At 42.5% G+C, this 16,465-nt stretch carries 17 protein-coding genes and 2 pseudogenes; 4 read left to right on the top strand and 15 right to left on the bottom strand.

The features are described 5' to 3' along the window. Positions 1-63: 63 nt before the first annotated feature. The 10 genes and pseudogenes from D8849_RS04445 to D8849_RS10805 all read right to left on the bottom strand — a co-directional run bounded on the left by D8849_RS04445 (position 64) and on the right by D8849_RS10805 (position 6,614). Complete coding sequence (locus tag D8849_RS04445; RefSeq protein ID WP_125386323.1) at positions 64-918, bottom strand: MetQ/NlpA family ABC transporter substrate-binding protein; 855 nt, start codon at positions 916-918, stop codon at positions 64-66. A 153-nt stretch (positions 919-1,071) separates the two neighbouring features. Then, complete coding sequence (locus D8849_RS04440) at positions 1,072-1,902, bottom strand: amino acid ABC transporter substrate-binding protein (protein ID WP_125386322.1); 831 nt, start codon at positions 1,900-1,902, stop codon at positions 1,072-1,074. 103 nt (positions 1,903-2,005) lie between these two features. Then, a complete protein-coding gene (locus D8849_RS04435; RefSeq protein ID WP_004263021.1) occupies positions 2,006-2,329 on the bottom strand; it encodes an AzlD domain-containing protein in 324 nt (107 codons plus the stop codon). Further along, a complete protein-coding gene (locus tag D8849_RS04430) occupies positions 2,319-3,014 on the bottom strand; it encodes an AzlC family ABC transporter permease (protein WP_078135725.1) in 696 nt (231 codons plus the stop codon). Before D8849_RS04430 ends, D8849_RS04435 begins: the two co-directional genes overlap by 11 nt. 256 nt (positions 3,015-3,270) lie before the next feature. Next, positions 3,271-3,876, bottom strand: a complete 606-nt coding sequence (locus tag D8849_RS04425; protein WP_125386321.1) for a hypothetical protein — start codon at positions 3,874-3,876, stop codon at positions 3,271-3,273. Between the two features lie 162 nt (positions 3,877-4,038). Then, positions 4,039-4,152: pseudogene (locus D8849_RS04420) on the bottom strand (CPBP family intramembrane glutamic endopeptidase); the annotation flags it as partial. Positions 4,153-4,180: 28 nt separating this feature from the next. Beyond that, positions 4,181-5,191 carry a tRNA (adenosine(37)-N6)-threonylcarbamoyltransferase complex transferase subunit TsaD gene (tsaD, locus tag D8849_RS04415; protein WP_070480079.1) on the bottom strand — a complete coding sequence of 337 codons (1,011 nt, stop codon included), beginning with the start codon at positions 5,189-5,191 and terminating at the stop codon, positions 4,181-4,183. Further along, positions 5,181-5,618 (bottom strand): ribosomal protein S18-alanine N-acetyltransferase, encoded by a 438-nt coding sequence (rimI, locus tag D8849_RS04410; protein WP_125386320.1) that lies wholly within the window; start codon positions 5,616-5,618, stop codon positions 5,181-5,183. Before rimI ends, tsaD begins: the two co-directional genes overlap by 11 nt. Beyond that, positions 5,615-6,298 carry a tRNA (adenosine(37)-N6)-threonylcarbamoyltransferase complex dimerization subunit type 1 TsaB gene (gene tsaB / locus D8849_RS04405; protein ID WP_125386319.1) on the bottom strand — a complete coding sequence of 228 codons (684 nt, stop codon included), beginning with the start codon at positions 6,296-6,298 and terminating at the stop codon, positions 5,615-5,617. The genes rimI and tsaB overlap by 4 nt, the downstream gene beginning before the upstream one ends. Positions 6,299-6,401: 103 nt before the next feature. After that, positions 6,402-6,614: pseudogene (locus tag D8849_RS10805) on the bottom strand (hypothetical protein). Between the two features lie 1,004 nt (positions 6,615-7,618). Between D8849_RS10805 and D8849_RS04390 the strand changes: the two are divergent. Together D8849_RS04390 and rnjA are read left to right on the top strand one after the other, a co-directional pair. Further along, positions 7,619-7,852, top strand: coding sequence for a DNA-dependent RNA polymerase subunit epsilon (locus tag D8849_RS04390; protein ID WP_000639571.1), 234 nt, complete (start codon positions 7,619-7,621; stop codon positions 7,850-7,852). A 1-nt stretch (position 7,853) separates the two neighbouring features. Then, positions 7,854-9,533 (top strand): ribonuclease J1, encoded by a 1,680-nt coding sequence (gene rnjA / locus D8849_RS04385; protein WP_000331986.1) that lies wholly within the window; start codon positions 7,854-7,856, stop codon positions 9,531-9,533. A gap of 37 nt (positions 9,534-9,570) precedes the next feature. Here rnjA and mnmG read toward each other — a convergent pair whose 3' ends face one another. The 4 genes from mnmG to mnmA form a co-directional block, all read right to left on the bottom strand. Next, positions 9,571-11,484: a tRNA uridine-5-carboxymethylaminomethyl(34) synthesis enzyme MnmG gene (gene mnmG, locus D8849_RS04380; RefSeq protein WP_125386317.1), complete on the bottom strand. Its 1,914-nt coding sequence runs from the start codon at positions 11,482-11,484 to the stop codon at positions 9,571-9,573. Continuing rightward, complete coding sequence (locus D8849_RS04375) at positions 11,474-11,905, bottom strand: NUDIX hydrolase (protein ID WP_125386316.1); 432 nt, start codon at positions 11,903-11,905, stop codon at positions 11,474-11,476. The genes mnmG and D8849_RS04375 overlap by 11 nt, the downstream gene beginning before the upstream one ends. Positions 11,906-11,913: 8 nt before the next feature. Further along, the gene (locus D8849_RS04370) at positions 11,914-12,369 is read right to left on the bottom strand and encodes an NUDIX hydrolase (protein WP_185756209.1); all 456 of its coding nucleotides are present in this window, start codon (positions 12,367-12,369) and stop codon (positions 11,914-11,916) included. Between the two features lie 140 nt (positions 12,370-12,509). Continuing rightward, the gene (gene mnmA / locus D8849_RS04365) at positions 12,510-13,631 is read right to left on the bottom strand and encodes a tRNA 2-thiouridine(34) synthase MnmA (protein WP_125386314.1); all 1,122 of its coding nucleotides are present in this window, start codon (positions 13,629-13,631) and stop codon (positions 12,510-12,512) included. A gap of 302 nt (positions 13,632-13,933) precedes the next feature. Here mnmA and D8849_RS04360 point away from each other — a divergent pair, with 302 nt between their 5' ends. Next, on the top strand, positions 13,934-14,815 hold the full coding sequence (locus D8849_RS04360; protein ID WP_125386313.1) for a hypothetical protein: 882 nt from the start codon (positions 13,934-13,936) through the stop codon (positions 14,813-14,815). 87 nt (positions 14,816-14,902) lie between these two features. Here the strand turns inward: D8849_RS04360 and apf are convergent, their stop codons facing one another. Continuing rightward, complete coding sequence (gene apf, locus D8849_RS04355; protein ID WP_125386312.1) at positions 14,903-15,553, bottom strand: aggregation-promoting factor; 651 nt, start codon at positions 15,551-15,553, stop codon at positions 14,903-14,905. A gap of 239 nt (positions 15,554-15,792) precedes the next feature. Here apf and sdaAB point away from each other — a divergent pair, with 239 nt between their 5' ends. Beyond that, positions 15,793-16,464, top strand: a complete 672-nt coding sequence (sdaAB, locus tag D8849_RS04350) for an L-serine ammonia-lyase, iron-sulfur-dependent subunit beta (protein WP_000838912.1) — start codon at positions 15,793-15,795, stop codon at positions 16,462-16,464. Position 16,465: the final 1 nt, after the last annotated feature.

Here is a 16,465-nt window from a genome sequence, read left to right as displayed (position 1 = left end):
GACAATCCATGCTCTATACAAAAGCAAGAGGTGGAATTTTCTCTCCCACCTCCTAATATTCTATTACCAAACTGGCTGATCCAAGCCGTCTGATGTTTCTTCGATAACTTTTTTCACGTCATCTGTGTGGTAAGCTGCGATCACTTTCTTGATAGCATCAGCTTTTGGTGATGATTCCCAATCTTTTTTCGCAACGATGATGTTGTACCATTGTTTTGAGTTTTCATCAGCTTGTTCTTTGAAAAGTGCCTTCTTGTAGTCCAATTTTGCTTCTGTAACGAAGGTATTGTTTACAACGGCAGCGTCAACTGATGACAATGAACGAGCTGTTTGGCTAGCGTCCAATTCAGTGATTTTCAAGTTCTTTGGATTTTCTTTGATGTTAGCAACTGTTGCAAGAGCAGTTCCTGAAACGTCCAATTTAATCAAGCCAGCTGATTGAAGCAAGTAAAGCGCACGGCTTTCATTTGTAGCATCGTTTGGTACAGCGATTTCTCCGTTTGCTGGGATATCTTCTACTTTAGTGTACTTGTTTTCACTTCCATTCAAACCTGAGTAAAGGCGGATTGGAGAGATGTAAGTATCAGCAATCGCTACAAGGTCTTTTCCGTTTTCTTTGTTCCAATTGTTCAAGAAGTTGTAGTGTTGGAAAGCGTTCAAGTCTACTTCGCCATCAGCAGTTGCCTTGTTTGGTTGTGAGTAGTCTGTGAACTCTGTAAATTCCAAAGTGATACCGTCTTTTTTAACCAATTCTTGGATTTTGTCCCAACGTTTTTCTTCAGAACCGCTACGGTTAACAGTTGCGATTTTGATAGTTGTTGCATTGTCTGCTTTCTTTTCTGAGTTTCCGCAAGCTACAAGAGCCAAACCTGCGACTGTAGCAAGGGCTGCTACACCAAGCCATTTTTTGATTTTCATGATTCTTTCTCCTTAAAAATAATACCGTACTAGTATCTCACAATTTGTTTGATTTCACAAATTGTTATTATGTAGTCAGATATATAGTTTAAAACTATATCCCTAAAAACTGAGAAATCACCCATCTTGTTCAGAATGGATGATTTCAAGAAATTATTTAATATCAGCTTCTGCTGGTAGATAAGTGTCTCCAAAGAATTGTTTAGACAACTTTTCAAGAGTTCCGTCTTTGTAGAGTTCTTGGATACGTTTGTCTACAAATGTTTTCAACTCATCTTGACCTTTAGCAAGAAGTGGGTAAACGTAAGGTTGTTGGTCGCTTGGAAGTTCAATGACTTTCAAGTTGTCCAAGCCCTGGTTCTTGATGACTGTTTCAACACCGATTTTATCAAAAATCTTGTAGTCAAACTGGCCATCGCTCAAGCGTCCCATGATTTGTTGGAAGTCTGCTCTAGTGTAGTTAAGGACAGTTGGATTATCTGAGTGTTGTTTGTTGTAGTCTTCTAACTGTTTAGCAGATGTTGTCCCTTGAACAACTTCTGTTGATTTTCCACCGATATCATCAAGTGATTTGATGCTAGAGTCGTCCTTCTTCACTACAAGAACGTTAGGGTTTTTAGCTGTTGGAGCTGCATAAAGGTATTTTTCAGCACGTTCTTTGGTGTAGCTGATGTTGTTAACTGCCATTTGGTAACGGTCAGCATCAAGTCCTGCAAAGACTCCTGACCACTCTGTCTTCTCAAACTTGACATCATACTTGTCAGAGTCTTTAAAGATAGCGCGAACCACTTCAATTTCATAACCAGTCAATTCACCATTTTCTTCATAGTTGAATGGTTTTGGTGAAGCATTGGTTGCAACGATAATTTCTTTCTTGCTAGTTGCTTCTCCTTCTTTCTTAGCACCACCTGAGCAAGCTGCTAACACACCTGCAGCAACAAGAGCAAGGGCCGCAAGAGATGAGTATTTAACGATTTTTTTCATGTCATTTCCTCCAAAATAGAATACCTTATAATCTTAACAGAAAAAGAGCATTTACGCCATTATATGATATCTATCTCTGTGATAAATTTTCTTTATAGCTCATTTAAAAGACCAAACGCAAGACGGCAATCAAGACCACTCCAAAGAGAACTGTTCCGACAAGATTGCGGTAGCGAAAGGCTACCCAAGCTGTTGGAAAGACTGCTAAGAAGTCCAGCCATTTGATTTGAGGAAAGCTACCAACCTTACCTGTCACTACGCTTGAAAGAATCAAGGCAAAGATAATAGAAACAGGCAAGAACTTCAAAAAACGCTCAACGATCGCAGGCAAGCCCTTATACTTGACCAAGATGAAGGGAATCATACGGGGAATCCAAGTCACAAGACCAGAGAAAATAACTGCTAATAAAAGATACTTACTGACCATCTAAAACCACCCCCATTGTACAACCTAGCAAGGTCGCAAACAAAACAGCTAGCGACTGAGACACCACTGTTAAGAGTAAAAAGAAGGACACCGCAACAACTGCTAGGATAATGAGCAGATTGCGGACAGGAATCCGTCTTTGCATAATCTGGAATTGCGAAGCAAAAATTCCAATGAACATCCCAACCAGGGCAAAATCCAATCCAAAGATTTCTGGATTTGGAAGCAGACCACCCAGAGCCGTTCCGACAACTGTTCCCACAAACCAAGCCACATAGCTGTTGAGATTGTTCCCGTGCATCCACATAGGATTGACCTTGTCTGCATGGGCTAATTCGCCCATCAAGACGCCATAGGTCTCATCTGTCAAGATACTAGACATACCGATATTGTGCCAGAGACTGGTATGACGGAAATAGGTTGACGCATGCAAACTCAACAAAAAGAGACGCAAATTAATCAAAAAGACCGTCATAGCAATAGCTGCCACAGGTGCTTGAACCGCAATCAGTGCCAGCATGGCAAACTGGGCACTCCCAGCATAAACAAAGAGGCTCATCAAGCCCATCTCAACAGGTGTCACATAGGGCGCACCGATAATCCCACAGGCAAGGCCAATACTGACATAACCAAGAGCCGTTGGCATGGCTGCCTGCGCCCCCTCCCAAAATCCTTTTTCTTTCATCTTTCTCCTCATATTGTCTTAATAATACTCAATGAAAATCAAAGAACAAACTAGAAAGCTAGCCGCAGGTTGCTCAAAACATTGTTTTGAGGTTGCAGATAGAAGCTGACGCGGTTTTAATTTGATTTTCGAAGAGTATAAGTAGGCTGAAAAGGCTCCAGCCATAGCATGGACTATTATAACACATTCAAGAAAGAGAAAAAAGTTTTGAATCTGAAACTTGGAGCTAGTAAAAAATGCTGAAATCCCAGTGTTATTAATACATTCTAAATTGATCCACCCGAATAGTATACTTTTTATCTTCAATTTCTTTAGCATCTTCATCTTCTGTCGGATAAACATCAATCCAGAATTCTCTCCTTTGTCCTTTCAACTTGACTTTATAGCGATAGCCGTCATCGTATAGTCCTACCGTCTCGGTAGTTACAGATTGGAAATTCGGAAGAGCCTTAATTTCTTTTTTTATAGTCTGGGATAGATTGTTGAGCACTACTTGTTGCTCCACCTTTGAAGTTACAGGAATATGAACTGTCGCTTTTTCCAAGCGATGTGATTTTGAAAATGTGAATCTTGCTCGACCTATATAACTATTCAAAGCAATATTTTCGTAATCATAGAAAAGGCGTCCCGTTTTATAAAAATAGGGGTCTTCTGCATGCCAGCTATCTCGATAGCCCGTCTCGGTTTCTTCTACCACTTCGCTAGCCTCACCAAAAACTTCTTCAAAGGATTTAAGCGGCATATTGAATGAAAGTGATTCAAACAAGATCAGTTGTATCTTTTTAAAATTATAGCAAGCTGTTAGCAACATGAGTAAAGTTCCTAGAGCAAACAAACTACTGATTATTTTTGTAAATTTCATATTTCTACTATACTAAAAAACTCTATGATTGACAAACTTTGATAGAGTCGGATTTCGTGAAGGGTAAGTAACAAACCATTATAATAAAAAAGACTAACAAACCCGTCTCATTTATAATACTTAGCTAGTCAGTTCTTTTGTTTTTATGATTGATAAAAGAATCTAAAGACCAATGCCGTTGTAAACTATATGCAGTCCAATAGACCAATAAATAAACTTTGTTGCTCTAAATAAGACTGCAAATATGAGATCACTACCCAAATAGAAGAAAAAATCAACTGATCCTAATCAGACAGACTCTATTTTATTCCATAGTATCAAAAGCGAGACTTGGTTTGGCATTGAGGTCCAAGCCTGCGAAGTTTTCTTTGTTCCACTCGCTGACGCTGGCATAGGCAATCATGCCTGCATTGTCTCCGCATAGACGCAGTGGGGGGATGATGACCTTGACATCTGTGATTTCGGCTGCTAGGCGTTCTCTGAGGCCTTTATTGGCTGCCACGCCACCTGCCACAACCAGAGTTTTGACAGGGTATTTTTCCAAGGCTTTCTTGGTTTTAGCCATAAGAATATCCATGACTGCTGCTTGGAAGGAAGCACACAAGTCCTCTGTAGACAGACTTTCTCCCTTTTGCTCGGCATTGTGGTGAAGATTGATAAAGGCAGACTTCAAACCTGAGAATGAAAACTCTAGATTATCTTCCTTAATCATGGCACGGGGGAAATCATAAATATCCTGTCCCTGATGAGCTAGCTCGTCAATCTCACGACCGGCAGGATAGGTCAAGCCCATGACACGGCCGACCTTATCATAGGCCTCACCAACCGCGTCATCTCGCGTTTCTCCAACAATCTTGTAGTCACCAGCCTCGGAAACATAGACCAACTCCGTATGTCCACCGCTAACCAAGAGGGCTAGCAAGGGAAACTCCAAAGGCTCCACACTCTGAGCAGCCATGAGGTGGCCAGCCATGTGGTTAACGGGAATCAGCGGAAGTCCATGCGCCCAAGCAAAGGCCTTGGCAGCCGACAAACCAACTAGCAAGGCTCCGACCAAGCCTGGGCCATAGGTAACAGCCACAGCTGTCACGTCCTCTTCCGTAATCCCTGCTTCTGCCAGTGCCTCCTCGATGCAGGCTGTAATGACCTCGACATGGTGACGACTGGCTACTTCCGGAACTACGCCCCCAAAACGTTTGTGACTCTCAATTTGACTAGCAATGACATTGGACAAGAGCTGGTCGTCGTTTTTCAAGACGGCGACACTGGTCTCATCACAGGATGTCTCAAATGCTAAAATATATCTATCCTTCATCTATTTCTCTCTTCATGATGATGGCGTCCTCGACTGGATCATGGTAGTAGGCCTTTCGCTCAGCGATGGCTGCCATCTTTTCTTTCTTGTAAAATGCTTGCGCTCGATGATTTGAACTTCTGACTTCGAGGAAAATCTCCTTATCTGTCGGCAATTGAGCAAACAAGGCTGACGCAATCCCCTGACCCTGATAGGTTTGTTTGACAGCGATTTGCAGGACTTCTGCTTCAAAAAGATTCTCCTGCACGGCTAGAAAGCCAATCGCTTCTGCCCCATCATAAGCCAGAGCATACCAAGTCTGGTCTTGAGCCAGGTCTGCTTGGATTTGCTCCAGCGTCCAAGGGCTGACTGGGTAAACAGCTATCATAACAGCGTAGATGGCTTGAGCCAAGTCAGGCTGCTGTTGGATTCGTTTAATTTCTATCATAGGCGTTTAATGTAAGACTCGCCAGACTCGGTATGGTTCTTGAGCCAGTTTTCCTCAGCCTCAACACGTTTGAGGTAGTTCGGCACACAATCATGCAAGGAGTCTGCTTCCTTATCCCAAGCCAAAAGAGCAAGAGTGGCTGCATTAGGCAAGGTTTCTTTGTAATTAGTCCTTGGTAAGTGTTCTTGAATCTGCTCCACAAAGGGGGCAACTTCTCCGACAAAGGTTACCTGACTAGCACCCTTAACTTTCTCTAACACCTCTTCAAAAGATAGATGCGCTTCTGGCATGACAGGTTTAGCATTTTCATAAAATCCTGCATAAACATTGTTGCGACGCGCATCCATCAAGGGGACGAACAAGCCTTCTTGTTGATATGGCACCAGAGCCCAGAGGCTAGACATACCAACTAACTCAATGTTCAGGGTATGAGCCAAAGTCTTGGCAGTTGCTACCGCAATTCGCAAACCTGTGTAGCTACCTGGCCCTTCCGCCACCACGATTCGGTCCAAATCCTTGGGCGTCCAATCCAAACTTGCCATTAAAAAATCAATGGCAGGCATGAGGGTAATACTGTGATTTTTCTTAATATTAATCGTCGTCTCGGCAAGAACCTGCTTGTCCTCTAAAATAGCGAGAGAAAGAGCCTTGCTAGACGTATCAAAAGCTAATACTTTCATAACACATTCCTATCTTTTTGTCTGCTTACTATTATACTACAAAAGCTAGCACATGGGAATTTTCTTTATCCCCAAACAAAAAGCCCCAGCATAAGCAGGGCATCTAAGCACTTAATCCAAAGTAAAATACAAACCAAACGACATAGGTTACAAGGAGGATAAAAATTGAATAGAGCGTCACAAAAGCAAGCTTCCAAAGGAATTTTTTTTGCGGTGTCCCAGATATACAAACAGAGCATTCCCCCTTAGACACAGGCTACAAAGACTATAAACACCAAGAGGCCAACCCTATCGCAAATTCAAACAAACTAAACATTCTTAATCCTACTTTTGGTATTCCTATTTTTATATAAACTGTTGACTATGTTGGTCTATCAATGTTAAAATGTAATTCAACACTGGTAGGAAAATCAGGTTGAGTCGTTGACTCTTCGGGTTGCGGTGCTATCCCTGAAACTTTGGTTTCTAAAGAACTGGAATTGCGATTGAACAATTCGCCCCCAGTGTTCGACAGCTCTTGACTTCGGTCAGGAGCTTTTTGATGCTTTTAAAGTTGATTCCCTCAGTAAGTTATAGTAAAATATAAATATTGAGAGGATAACGTAGAGCGACTGGTAACAGAGCGTTCAAAGGTACCAACTTCTGGTACGGGTGTGGGACTGCCTTCAGCTTTGAGCTGTAAAGACCCCTGACTACCATTGGTCCTCTCTTTTTGCTTACTCTTAAATTAAGTGCTTGTCTTTGCCTTTTAGTAAGCACTCCACTCCATCTTGCTATTTCTACATCGTTATACTTATAGATTGACTTCTTAGCCTCATAGATGATAGAATTAAGTAAAGGCTGAGATCGAGTTTGATTTGGTGACAAGTCATTCAAAGGTTGCGATGCATTCGCTTCAGGTAGAGGTGCTGCCACCTGGACTGCTCCAGGAAAATCCCCGAGTTTTGTCTCAGCTTTTTTATTTGCTCTCGAGATTTCTCAAGAGCTTTTTCTTTTTTCAAAGATATCATTCTGTCCCAACCATCTACACCAACGATTAATGAAACTAGAACTATATTCTCCCTTAAATCTACTATCTCTTTAGATTTCCCCTTTAATTATAACACCTAAGCGCTCTCCGACCAAATCCTACCTGTCTTTTTGCTCCTTTTTCCCCTCCCGACTTTCTCCATTTCGGCCTTTTACTAATTTTTCATTTTGTGGTATAATTGAAATAATTGTAACGAATCAAGGTCAATCTAGACACAAAATGGAATGAAATCAAGCAAATCTCTGCTAAAAGTTTGGAATAAGCTGACCTGTAAAATAGAAAGGAACTATATGATTTACAAAGTTTTTTATCAAGAAACAAAAGAACGTAGCCCACGCCGTGAAACAACACGCGCACTATACCTAGACATCGATGCTAACTCAGAACTTGAGGGCCGTATCGCTGCTCGCCAACTTGTCGAAGAAAATCGCCCAGAGTACAATATCGAGTATATCGAACTCTTGTCTGACAAATTGCTAGATTACGAAAAAGAAACTGGCGCCTTCGAAATCACGGAGTTCTAATATGGCCTACACTCTTAAACCTGAAGAAGTCGGCGTTTTTGCCATCGGTGGTCTGGGAGAAATCGGGAAAAACACTTACGGGATTGAATACCAAGATGAGATTATCATCGTCGATGCTGGGATTAAATTCCCAGAAGATGACTTGCTTGGTATCGACTATGTCATTCCTGATTACTCTTACATCGTGGACAATATCGACCGCGTCAAGGCTGTCTTGATTACACACGGACACGAGGACCACATCGGTGGGATTCCATTCCTTCTCAAGCAAGCAAATGTCCCTATCTACGCTGGACCACTTGCCTTGGCTTTGATCCGTGGGAAACTCGAAGAACACGGCCTCTTGCGCAACGCCAAACTTTACGAAATCAACCACAACACTGAGTTAACTTTTAAAAACCTCAAGGCAACTTTCTTTAGAACGACTCACTCTATTCCAGAGCCTTTGGGAATTGTTATTCATACTCCTCAAGGAAAAATCGTCTGTACGGGTGACTTTAAGTTCGACTTCACTCCAGTTGGAGAACCTGCGGACTTGCACCGTATGGCAGCCCTTGGCGAAGAAGGCGTACTCTGCCTCCTGTCTGACTCGACAAATGCGGAAGTGCCAACCTTTACCAACTCTGAAAAAGTCGTTGGTCAGTCCATCATGAAGATTATCCAAGGCATCGAAGGACGTATCATCTTTGCATCCTTTGCCTCAAATATCTTCCGTCTCCAGCAAGCAACAGAAGCCGCTGTTAAGACTGGACGTAAGATTGCGGTCTTTGGTCGTTCTATGGAAAAGGCCATTGTCAACGGAATCGAGCTTGGCTACATCAAAGCTCCTAAGGGAACCTTTATCGAGCCAAATGAAATCAAAGATTATCCTGCAGGCGAGGTTCTGATCCTCTGTACAGGTAGTCAGGGTGAGCCGATGGCTGCCCTCTCTCGTATCGCCAATGGAACTCACCGTCAGGTACAACTCCAACCAGGTGATACAGTTATCTTCTCTTCTAGTCCAATCCCTGGAAACACTACTAGCGTCAATAAGCTGATTAACATCATTTCAGAAGCTGGTGTTGAAGTTATCCACGGTAAGGTTAACAATATCCATACTTCTGGACACGGTGGCCAGCAAGAGCAAAAACTTATGCTCCGCTTGATTAAGCCAAAATACTTCATGCCTGTCCACGGTGAATACCGCATGCAAAAAGTCCATGCTGGACTTGCGGTGGATACTGGTGTTGAGAAGGACAATATCTTTATCATGAGCAATGGAGATGTGCTTGCCCTTACCGCAGATTCTGCTCGTATAGCAGGTCATTTCAACGCCCAAGACATCTATGTCGATGGAAATCGTATCGGTGAAATCGGTGCTGCTGTCCTCAAAGATCGTCGCGATCTATCTGAAGACGGTGTCGTTCTGGCAGTCGCAACTGTCGACTTCAAATCGCAGATGATTCTGTCTGGTCCAGACATCCTCAGCCGAGGCTTTGTCTACATGAGAGAGTCTGGCGACCTGATTCGCCAAAGCCAGCGTATCCTCTTCAATGCCATTCGTATCGCACTGAAAAACAAGGACGCAAGCGTACAATCAGTCAATGGTGCCATTGTCAACGCTATTCGCCCCTTCCTTTATGAAAATACAGAACGTGAACCGATCATCATCCCGATGATCCTCACACCAGACGAAGAATAAAGCAAGAAAACAGCCCCGAAAACGGAGCTGTTTTTCTCTATGCTTTCTTTTCTTGATTTTTAGAAATACTACGATTTTTACCTTCAAGATACACCATTAAAATAGAAATATCTGCCGGGTTTACTCCCGAAATACGGCTGGCTTGGCCGATGGTTTCTGGATTAATCAGTTTGAACTTCTGACGGGCTTCTGTTGCGATAGAATCAATATCATCCCAGTCAATATTGGCTGGAATACGTTTTTCTTCCATGCGTTTCATCTTAGCAACCTGGTCCATGGCTTTAGAAATATAGCCTTCGTACTTGATTTCTGTTTCAATCAATTCGATAATCTTGTCATCCAAGTTCTCTGCAGCTGGTCCGATGAAAGCCACCACATCTTGGTAAGAAACTTCTGGACGGCGAAGGAATTCCTTGGCTGTCACCGCATCTGTCAACGGCTTGAAGCCCATCTCTTCAACCTTAGCATTGGTTTCCTTGACTGGCTTAAGTTTTATGCTATCTAGGCGCTTCATCTCATTGTCAAATTGATTTTTCTTGATTTCAAAGCGAGCCCAACGTTCATCATCCACAAGGCCAATCTCGCGTCCCATCTCTGTCAAACGCATATCGGCATTGTCATGACGGAGAATGAGGCGGTATTCAGCACGACTGGTCAAGAGACGGTAGGGTTCAATAGTTCCCTTAGTCACCAAGTCGTCAATCATCACCCCGATGTAACCGTCACTGCGCTTCAAAATCAACTCAGGTTTGCCTTGGATTTTCAGAGCTGCATTGATACCCGCGATAATCCCTTGACCAGCAGCTTCTTCGTAACCTGACGTTCCATTTGTCTGACCAGCAGTGAAGAGGCCTGAGATTTTTTTGGTTTCAAGCGTTGCACGCAATTGATGAGGCAAGACCATGTCATACTCAATGGCATAACCAGTTCGCATCATCTCAGCATTTTCCAAACCTTTGATGGAATGAACCAAGTCACGTTGGACATCCTCAGGCAGACTGGTTGAAAGTCCTTGGACATAAACTTCCTCTGTATTGCGCCCTTCTGGCTCAAGGAAGAGTTGGTGACGTTCCTTGTCCGCAAAGCGCACAATCTTGTCTTCAATCGACGGACAGTAACGAGGCCCAACCCCTTTGACTACACCTGTAAACATAGGCGCACGGTGGAGGTTGTTTTGGATAATCTCATGACTGGTACCGTTGGTATAGGTCAACCAACATGGCACTTGGTCCTTGACATAGTCTTCATCACGTGAAGTATATGAGAAGTGATTAGGCGCTTCGTCCCCTGGCTGAATCTCTGTCACGTCGTAATTGATAGAAGAAGCCTTGACACGTGGAGGTGTACCCGTCTTGAAACGACCAATTTCAAGTCCCAATTCCTTGAGATTGTCAGCTAGGTTAATCGAAGCTAGACTGTGGTTAGGACCTGACGAGTACTTGAGGTCTCCGATGATGATTTCCCCACGGAGTGCGGTTCCTGTGGTCACGATAACAGCCTTAGCAGCATACTCTTGATGGGTAGCTGTACGCACACCGACAACCTTGCCATCTTCCACCAAAATCTCATCAATCATGGTTTGACGAAGGATCAAATTCTCTTGATTTTCAACTGTCTTGCGCATTTCCTTAGAGTAAAGCTCCTTGTCAGCCTGCGCACGAAGGGCACGAACAGCTGGCCCCTTCCCTGTGTTGAGCATCTTCATCTGGATGTAAGTTTTGTCAATGGTTTTGGCCATCTCGCCACCGAGGGCATCGACTTCACGCACAACAATCCCCTTGGCAGAACCACCGATAGAGGGGTTACAAGGCATGAAAGCCAGCATTTCAATGTTGATAGTTGCAAGCAAGACCTTACAGCCCATACGGCTAGCAGCTAAGGAAGCCTCGACCCCAGCGTGTCCTGCACCAATTACAATAATATCGTATTCTTCAGTAAAATTATATGTCATTTCTTAACCTTTCAAAAATTTCTCTCAAATAAGGAACTAACTTCTCCTCCTCTAGAGCTTGAGCCATAGTAACCCATTTAAAGTGCGTATGCTCTTCAGGATCTAATCTGATAATTGGCTTCTCCCCAACCCACTCTACTTTATAAACTAAGCGAGTAAAGACAGTATCCTTAGAGGTATCCAGTTGACTATCTTCGTGAAGAAGTTTGAGCGAACTGCTATCTAGCCTAACTCCCGCTTCTTCAATACATTCTCTAAGAGCTCCATCTCGCGGAAGTTCACCCTTTTCAACCCCGCCACCAGGAATATCCCAGTAAGTTGGATAAACGTTTGGTTGTCCTCTTTTAATTTCCGAACGCTGAATGAGCAAATAATCATCACCACTATGAACAAGTACATGGGCAATAAGCTTAACCATCATTTTCTCTCCTATTCCTCAAGATGGATGTGTCTTAGTTGGCCGTTCCAATCTGGCAAGGCTGTTTTTAAAAAGGCTGGAACTAGATTGATACCCTCAAGCTTGTCTATGTCAATCCATTCACAGGGCTGCCTTTTCTCATCTTCCTGCATGGTCAATGGGGCATCCTCAAGCAAGTTCACCAGATAATGAAACTCAACGTTGTGATAGGAAATACCGTCCTGTTCAAAACGATTTTCAACTACGAAAGCTAGCTGTCCAGCTTGAGCTTTAACACCCAGTTCTTCCTTCACTTCGCGGACTACCGCTTCTTCCGTGCTTTCATTGACTTGGATGGCACCGCCAATAGTGTAATACTTGTCCTTGTCTTTGGTGACTAGAATCTTGCAATTTTGGAGAATCAAGGCTGTCGCCCGAACACCAAAAACTGTATTTCCTACTCTCGTCCGAAAGTCTTGTTGAGTCATTCCTATCCTTTCCCTTAAACGACACAAAAACAGTCAAAACTCCAAAGAAGTGCAGGACAAAAAAGCCTGCAACATCCATGAGCTTTGACCATCATTTCTATTGCTTTTATTATTGTAGCAAATTAAGAAAATTTGTCAATCTAAATGTACTGACAAACTTGTCCATCGCGGTAAGCATTGTCAATCAAACCGCCACCGAGACACTCTTCGCCATCGTAAAAGACAACTGCCTGTCCTGGTGTAATCGCGCGTTGCGGTTCCGCAAAGATGACCTCTGCCTTGTCTCCTTTGACATGGACGGTCACCTTAGAATCAGGCTGACGGTAGCGGAATTTTGCTGTGCATTCTAGCGTAAATTCCTCTGGCATCTCACGAGTAAAGTGGACTTGACTAGCCTCTAGACTAGTTGACATAAGCGAGTCATGGTAGAAACCTTGGCCTACATAGAGAATATTCTTGCTTAGGTCTTTTCCGACAACGAACCAAGGGGCATTGTCACCGCCGTGTTGGCCACCGATACCAAGTCCACCACGCTGACCAATCGTATAATACATAAGCCCTGCATGCTCGCCCATATCGCGACCATCCACAGTCATCATGCGACCAGGCTGAGCTGGCAGGTAGTTGCTGAGAAAGTTTTTAAAGTTCTTTTCTCCGATAAAGCAAATCCCTGTCGAGTCTTTCTTCTTAGCAGTCGCAAGGCCTGCTTCTTCTGCTAGTCTGCGAACTTCAGACTTTTCCAAATGTCCTAGTGGGAACATGGTTTTTTGAAGTTGTTCTTGCGAAAGTTGGCTAAGGAAATAGGTCTGGTCCTTGCCATTGTCCACACCACGAAGCATGTGAACTGTTCCATCCTCATCACGCGCCACTCGGGCATAATGCCCAGTCGCAACATAATCTGCGCCCAAGGTCATGGCATAGTCCAAAAATGCCTTAAACTTGATTTCCTTGTTGCACATGACATCTGGATTTGGCGTGCGCCCTGCACGGTATTCTGCTAGGAAATACTCGAAAACGCGGTCCCAGTACTCTTTTTCAAAATTGACAGAGTAGTAAGGAATGCCAATCTGGTCTGCCACGGCAGCCACATCCTTGTAATCTTCAGTCGCCGTACAGACGCCGTTTTCATCTGTGTCATCCCAGTTCTTCATGAAGATACCGATTACATCGTAGCCCTGCTCCTTGAGAAGAAGAGCCGTCACCGACGAATCGACACCACCACTCATCCCCACAACAACACGTGTTTTAGAGTTATCACTCATGGTAAATCTCCCATCTATTCGTTTATTCACGATTGAAGGTCGTGTGTGCTTTAACGATTGAAGGTCGCTTGAGCAGTATTCATTATAACATGCTTGGTTGAAGAAGACAAGAAAGAGGCTGATAATCTGACATTCTATTTGATAGAAACAGAAATATAATTACAAAAAGGGCAATGAACAGTTAAATCTCGATTCTACTTATAAACTTATTTATAAAATAAGCTAAAAATGATATACTGTAATGAGGAGGAAGTCGTACATGATCCCTTTAAGATACTACCATCCATGTACGTAGTACGATTGTGAAAAACTACAAAGATATTCTAACATCAAAAAATACTATTTTTACTATCATTATTGTTGTAGGTCTTGGACTTTTAATAGGTTTAGTCATTCATCAAGAACATATCCAAGCAGAGAGAGGAAATATCGCTCTCAGCAAACAACATAAGAATGGACAAGATGTCGAACAAGTAAAAAATGCTATTAAAAACTTCAATATTGATTCTGAAACGATTATAGAGGATTGGAAAAAAATTCAAGAATTAAAGCCTACCACTGACGAAGGCAAAAAGACATTAACAGAATTTCTTACTTCTACTGCCGATAAAATCACTAATCATTATACTGAAAAAGCTTTAAAATTGGATATAAAGGAATCCGATAGCCAGTTTGAAGATAAACAAGCACTTGAAACAGCCATCACTTCCTTACAAAAAATACTAGAAATTATTAAAAGTGTCAACTCCACAAGCGAACAAGCTACTATTGATGAAAAAATAAAACCCATTCAAGAACTGATTTCAAAATTCCAAAAGCAAGCTGAAGTCTTGACCAAAAAAGAAGAAGAACAAAAGTCTAATAAAAAAGAAACAGAAACGACTAGTAACGTTGAGGGAAGAGAAAGCTATTCTTCAGAAGGAGGTAGCTACACTCCAAACTATACTGAGTCAAATGGGAACAGATATAATTCACAAGCACCTGCAAGCGAGCAATATTCATCTGATGGTGCTAGAAGTGGGGGAAACACTGCTGTCAATACACGAGATCAAGCTACTGATACTGCAGGAGCCCAAGGAGATACGAATACCAATAATAATAGTAATAATGCTGAAGTTCCCGATGCTAACAGTAATAATCGCACTAATTCAGCTGGAGAAACTCCAGAATCTCGTCAGCCGTAAGCAATCTGTTATTACTACTATTTAAAAATTGTCTTTTGTCAAATAAAAGCACACAAAAAGAGCCATCAAAGGCTCTTTTTCTATTTCTTAATACCAACCGTTGTTAAGCCAGAAGTTTTTAGCAGCAGTCCATGAACCGTAGCGTCCTGCAACGTAAGCATCTGCTACACGTTCTTGGTTAGCAGCTGAGTAGTCACCGTTCAAGTATGAATCTGTCAATTGGTAACGTCCAATGTATTGGCCATTTGTAGCTGTATAGCTACCACCTGATTCTTTTTGAGCGATCCATTCTTTAGCTTCTGCTTCAGATCCGCTTACAGTTGCAGCAGGTGCTGAAGCTTCTGTTGAAGCAACTGTTTCTTCTGCTGCAGGTGCGCTTGCCACTGGAGCTGCTTCCTCTGCTACTTCTGTAGTTTCTGCTACTGGAGCTGCAACAGTTTCATCTTGAGCAGCTGGTGCCGCATAAGTAGTTGGCGCTGGTGTTGCAGCAGGCGCTACAGGGCCATCGATAACCAACTCTTGACCAACATAAATCAAATGAATGTTGTCAATGTGGTTGTTTTCTGCCAATTTCTCAACAGTTGTGTTGTGAGTTTCAGCGATTTCTGAAAGTGTATCACCTTCTTTAACAGTGTAAGTTGATGATTCTTGGGCAGATACAAATGATGGAGCAAATACTGTAAACAAGGCAGCTACTCCTGCAAGAGTTGTTTTAATCTTTTTAGTTGTTGATTTCATATTTGAAAATTCTCCTTCTTTCTATAGTTCTATCATACCCTTTAAATATTACCGTTTCTTGACACTTTTATGTAGAAATATTACAAAATTATTTTTTATTCCCCTAAATAAGCTATTTTTTGTCACAAAAGATGCTTTTTTATGCTAATTGTAGTGTAAAAAGGTTTTCATCCACAATTAAAGTCAAGACACCCATTCTTTGATATAATAGAGATAAGAATTTTTATAAGGGGAAACTGATGAAATCACTTCGTTTTCAATCTGTCTTTGATATCATCGGACCAGTTATGATTGGCCCATCTAGTAGCCATACCGCTGGTGCTGTTCGTATTGGGAAGATTGTCTCTTCCATTTTTGATGATACTCCGACAGAAGTCGAATTCCAACTATTTAACTCATTTGCCAAGACCTATCGTGGTCACGGAACAGACCTAGCCCTTGTTGCAGGTATTTTGGGCATGGATACAGATGATCCTGAAATCCCAAACAGTCTGGAGATTGCCCACAAGCGTGGTATCAAGATTGTCTGGACCATTCAGAAAGACAGCAATGCCCCTCACCCAAACACTACTAAAATTACCGTTAAAAATGCCCACAAGACCATCAGTGTGACTGGTATTTCTATCGGTGGAGGAAATATTCAGGTAACCGAACTCAATGGCTTTGCCGTCTCTCTCAATATGAATACACCGACTATCATCATTGTTCATCAAGATATTCCAGGTATGATTGCCCTCGTAACAGAGGCCCTTTCACGCTATGGTATCAATATCGCCCAGATGAATGTTACTCGTGAAAAAGCTGGTGAAAAAGCCATTATGATTATCGAAGTTGACAGTCGTAACTGTGATGAGGCTATCGAAGAAATTCGAAAAATCCCTCATCTCCACAATGTCAATTTCTTTAAATAGG

Origin of the sequence: Streptococcus mitis, assembly GCF_003942765.1 — a bacterium.
GTDB classification, from domain to species: Bacteria; Bacillota; Bacilli; order Lactobacillales; family Streptococcaceae; genus Streptococcus; species Streptococcus mitis_BE.
Note: the sequence above shows the minus strand (reverse complement) of the source record. Positions and strands in the feature narration are given on the sequence as shown.

What these genes read in the sequence shown, in the direction of transcription:
- D8849_RS04445 (WP_125386323.1), bottom strand. Translation starts at nt 918, where the DNA reads ATGAAAATCAAAAAATGGCTTGGTGTAGCAGCCCTTGCTACAGTCGCA.
- D8849_RS04440 (WP_125386322.1), bottom strand. Translation starts at nt 1,902, where the DNA reads ATGAAAAAAATCGTTAAATACTCATCTCTTGCGGCCCTTGCTCTTGTT.
- D8849_RS04435 (WP_004263021.1), bottom strand. Translation starts at nt 2,329, where the DNA reads ATGGTCAGTAAGTATCTTTTATTAGCAGTTATTTTCTCTGGTCTTGTG.
- D8849_RS04430 (WP_078135725.1), bottom strand. Translation starts at nt 3,014, where the DNA reads ATGAAAGAAAAAGGATTTTGGGAGGGGGCGCAGGCAGCCATGCCAACG.
- D8849_RS04425 (WP_125386321.1), bottom strand. Translation starts at nt 3,876, where the DNA reads ATGAAATTTACAAAAATAATCAGTAGTTTGTTTGCTCTAGGAACTTTA.
- tsaD (WP_070480079.1), bottom strand. Translation starts at nt 5,191, where the DNA reads ATGAAGGATAGATATATTTTAGCATTTGAGACATCCTGTGATGAGACC.
- rimI (WP_125386320.1), bottom strand. Translation starts at nt 5,618, where the DNA reads ATGATAGAAATTAAACGAATCCAACAGCAGCCTGACTTGGCTCAAGCC.
- tsaB (WP_125386319.1), bottom strand. Translation starts at nt 6,298, where the DNA reads ATGAAAGTATTAGCTTTTGATACGTCTAGCAAGGCTCTTTCTCTCGCT.
- D8849_RS04390 (WP_000639571.1), top strand. Translation starts at nt 7,619, where the DNA reads ATGATTTACAAAGTTTTTTATCAAGAAACAAAAGAACGTAGCCCACGC.
- rnjA (WP_000331986.1), top strand. Translation starts at nt 7,854, where the DNA reads ATGGCCTACACTCTTAAACCTGAAGAAGTCGGCGTTTTTGCCATCGGT.
- mnmG (WP_125386317.1), bottom strand. Translation starts at nt 11,484, where the DNA reads ATGACATATAATTTTACTGAAGAATACGATATTATTGTAATTGGTGCA.
- D8849_RS04375 (WP_125386316.1), bottom strand. Translation starts at nt 11,905, where the DNA reads ATGATGGTTAAGCTTATTGCCCATGTACTTGTTCATAGTGGTGATGAT.
- D8849_RS04370 (WP_185756209.1), bottom strand. Translation starts at nt 12,369, where the DNA reads ATGACTCAACAAGACTTTCGGACGAGAGTAGGAAATACAGTTTTTGGT.
- mnmA (WP_125386314.1), bottom strand. Translation starts at nt 13,631, where the DNA reads ATGAGTGATAACTCTAAAACACGTGTTGTTGTGGGGATGAGTGGTGGT.
- apf (WP_125386312.1), bottom strand. Translation starts at nt 15,553, where the DNA reads ATGAAATCAACAACTAAAAAGATTAAAACAACTCTTGCAGGAGTAGCT.
- sdaAB (WP_000838912.1), top strand. Translation starts at nt 15,793, where the DNA reads ATGAAATCACTTCGTTTTCAATCTGTCTTTGATATCATCGGACCAGTT.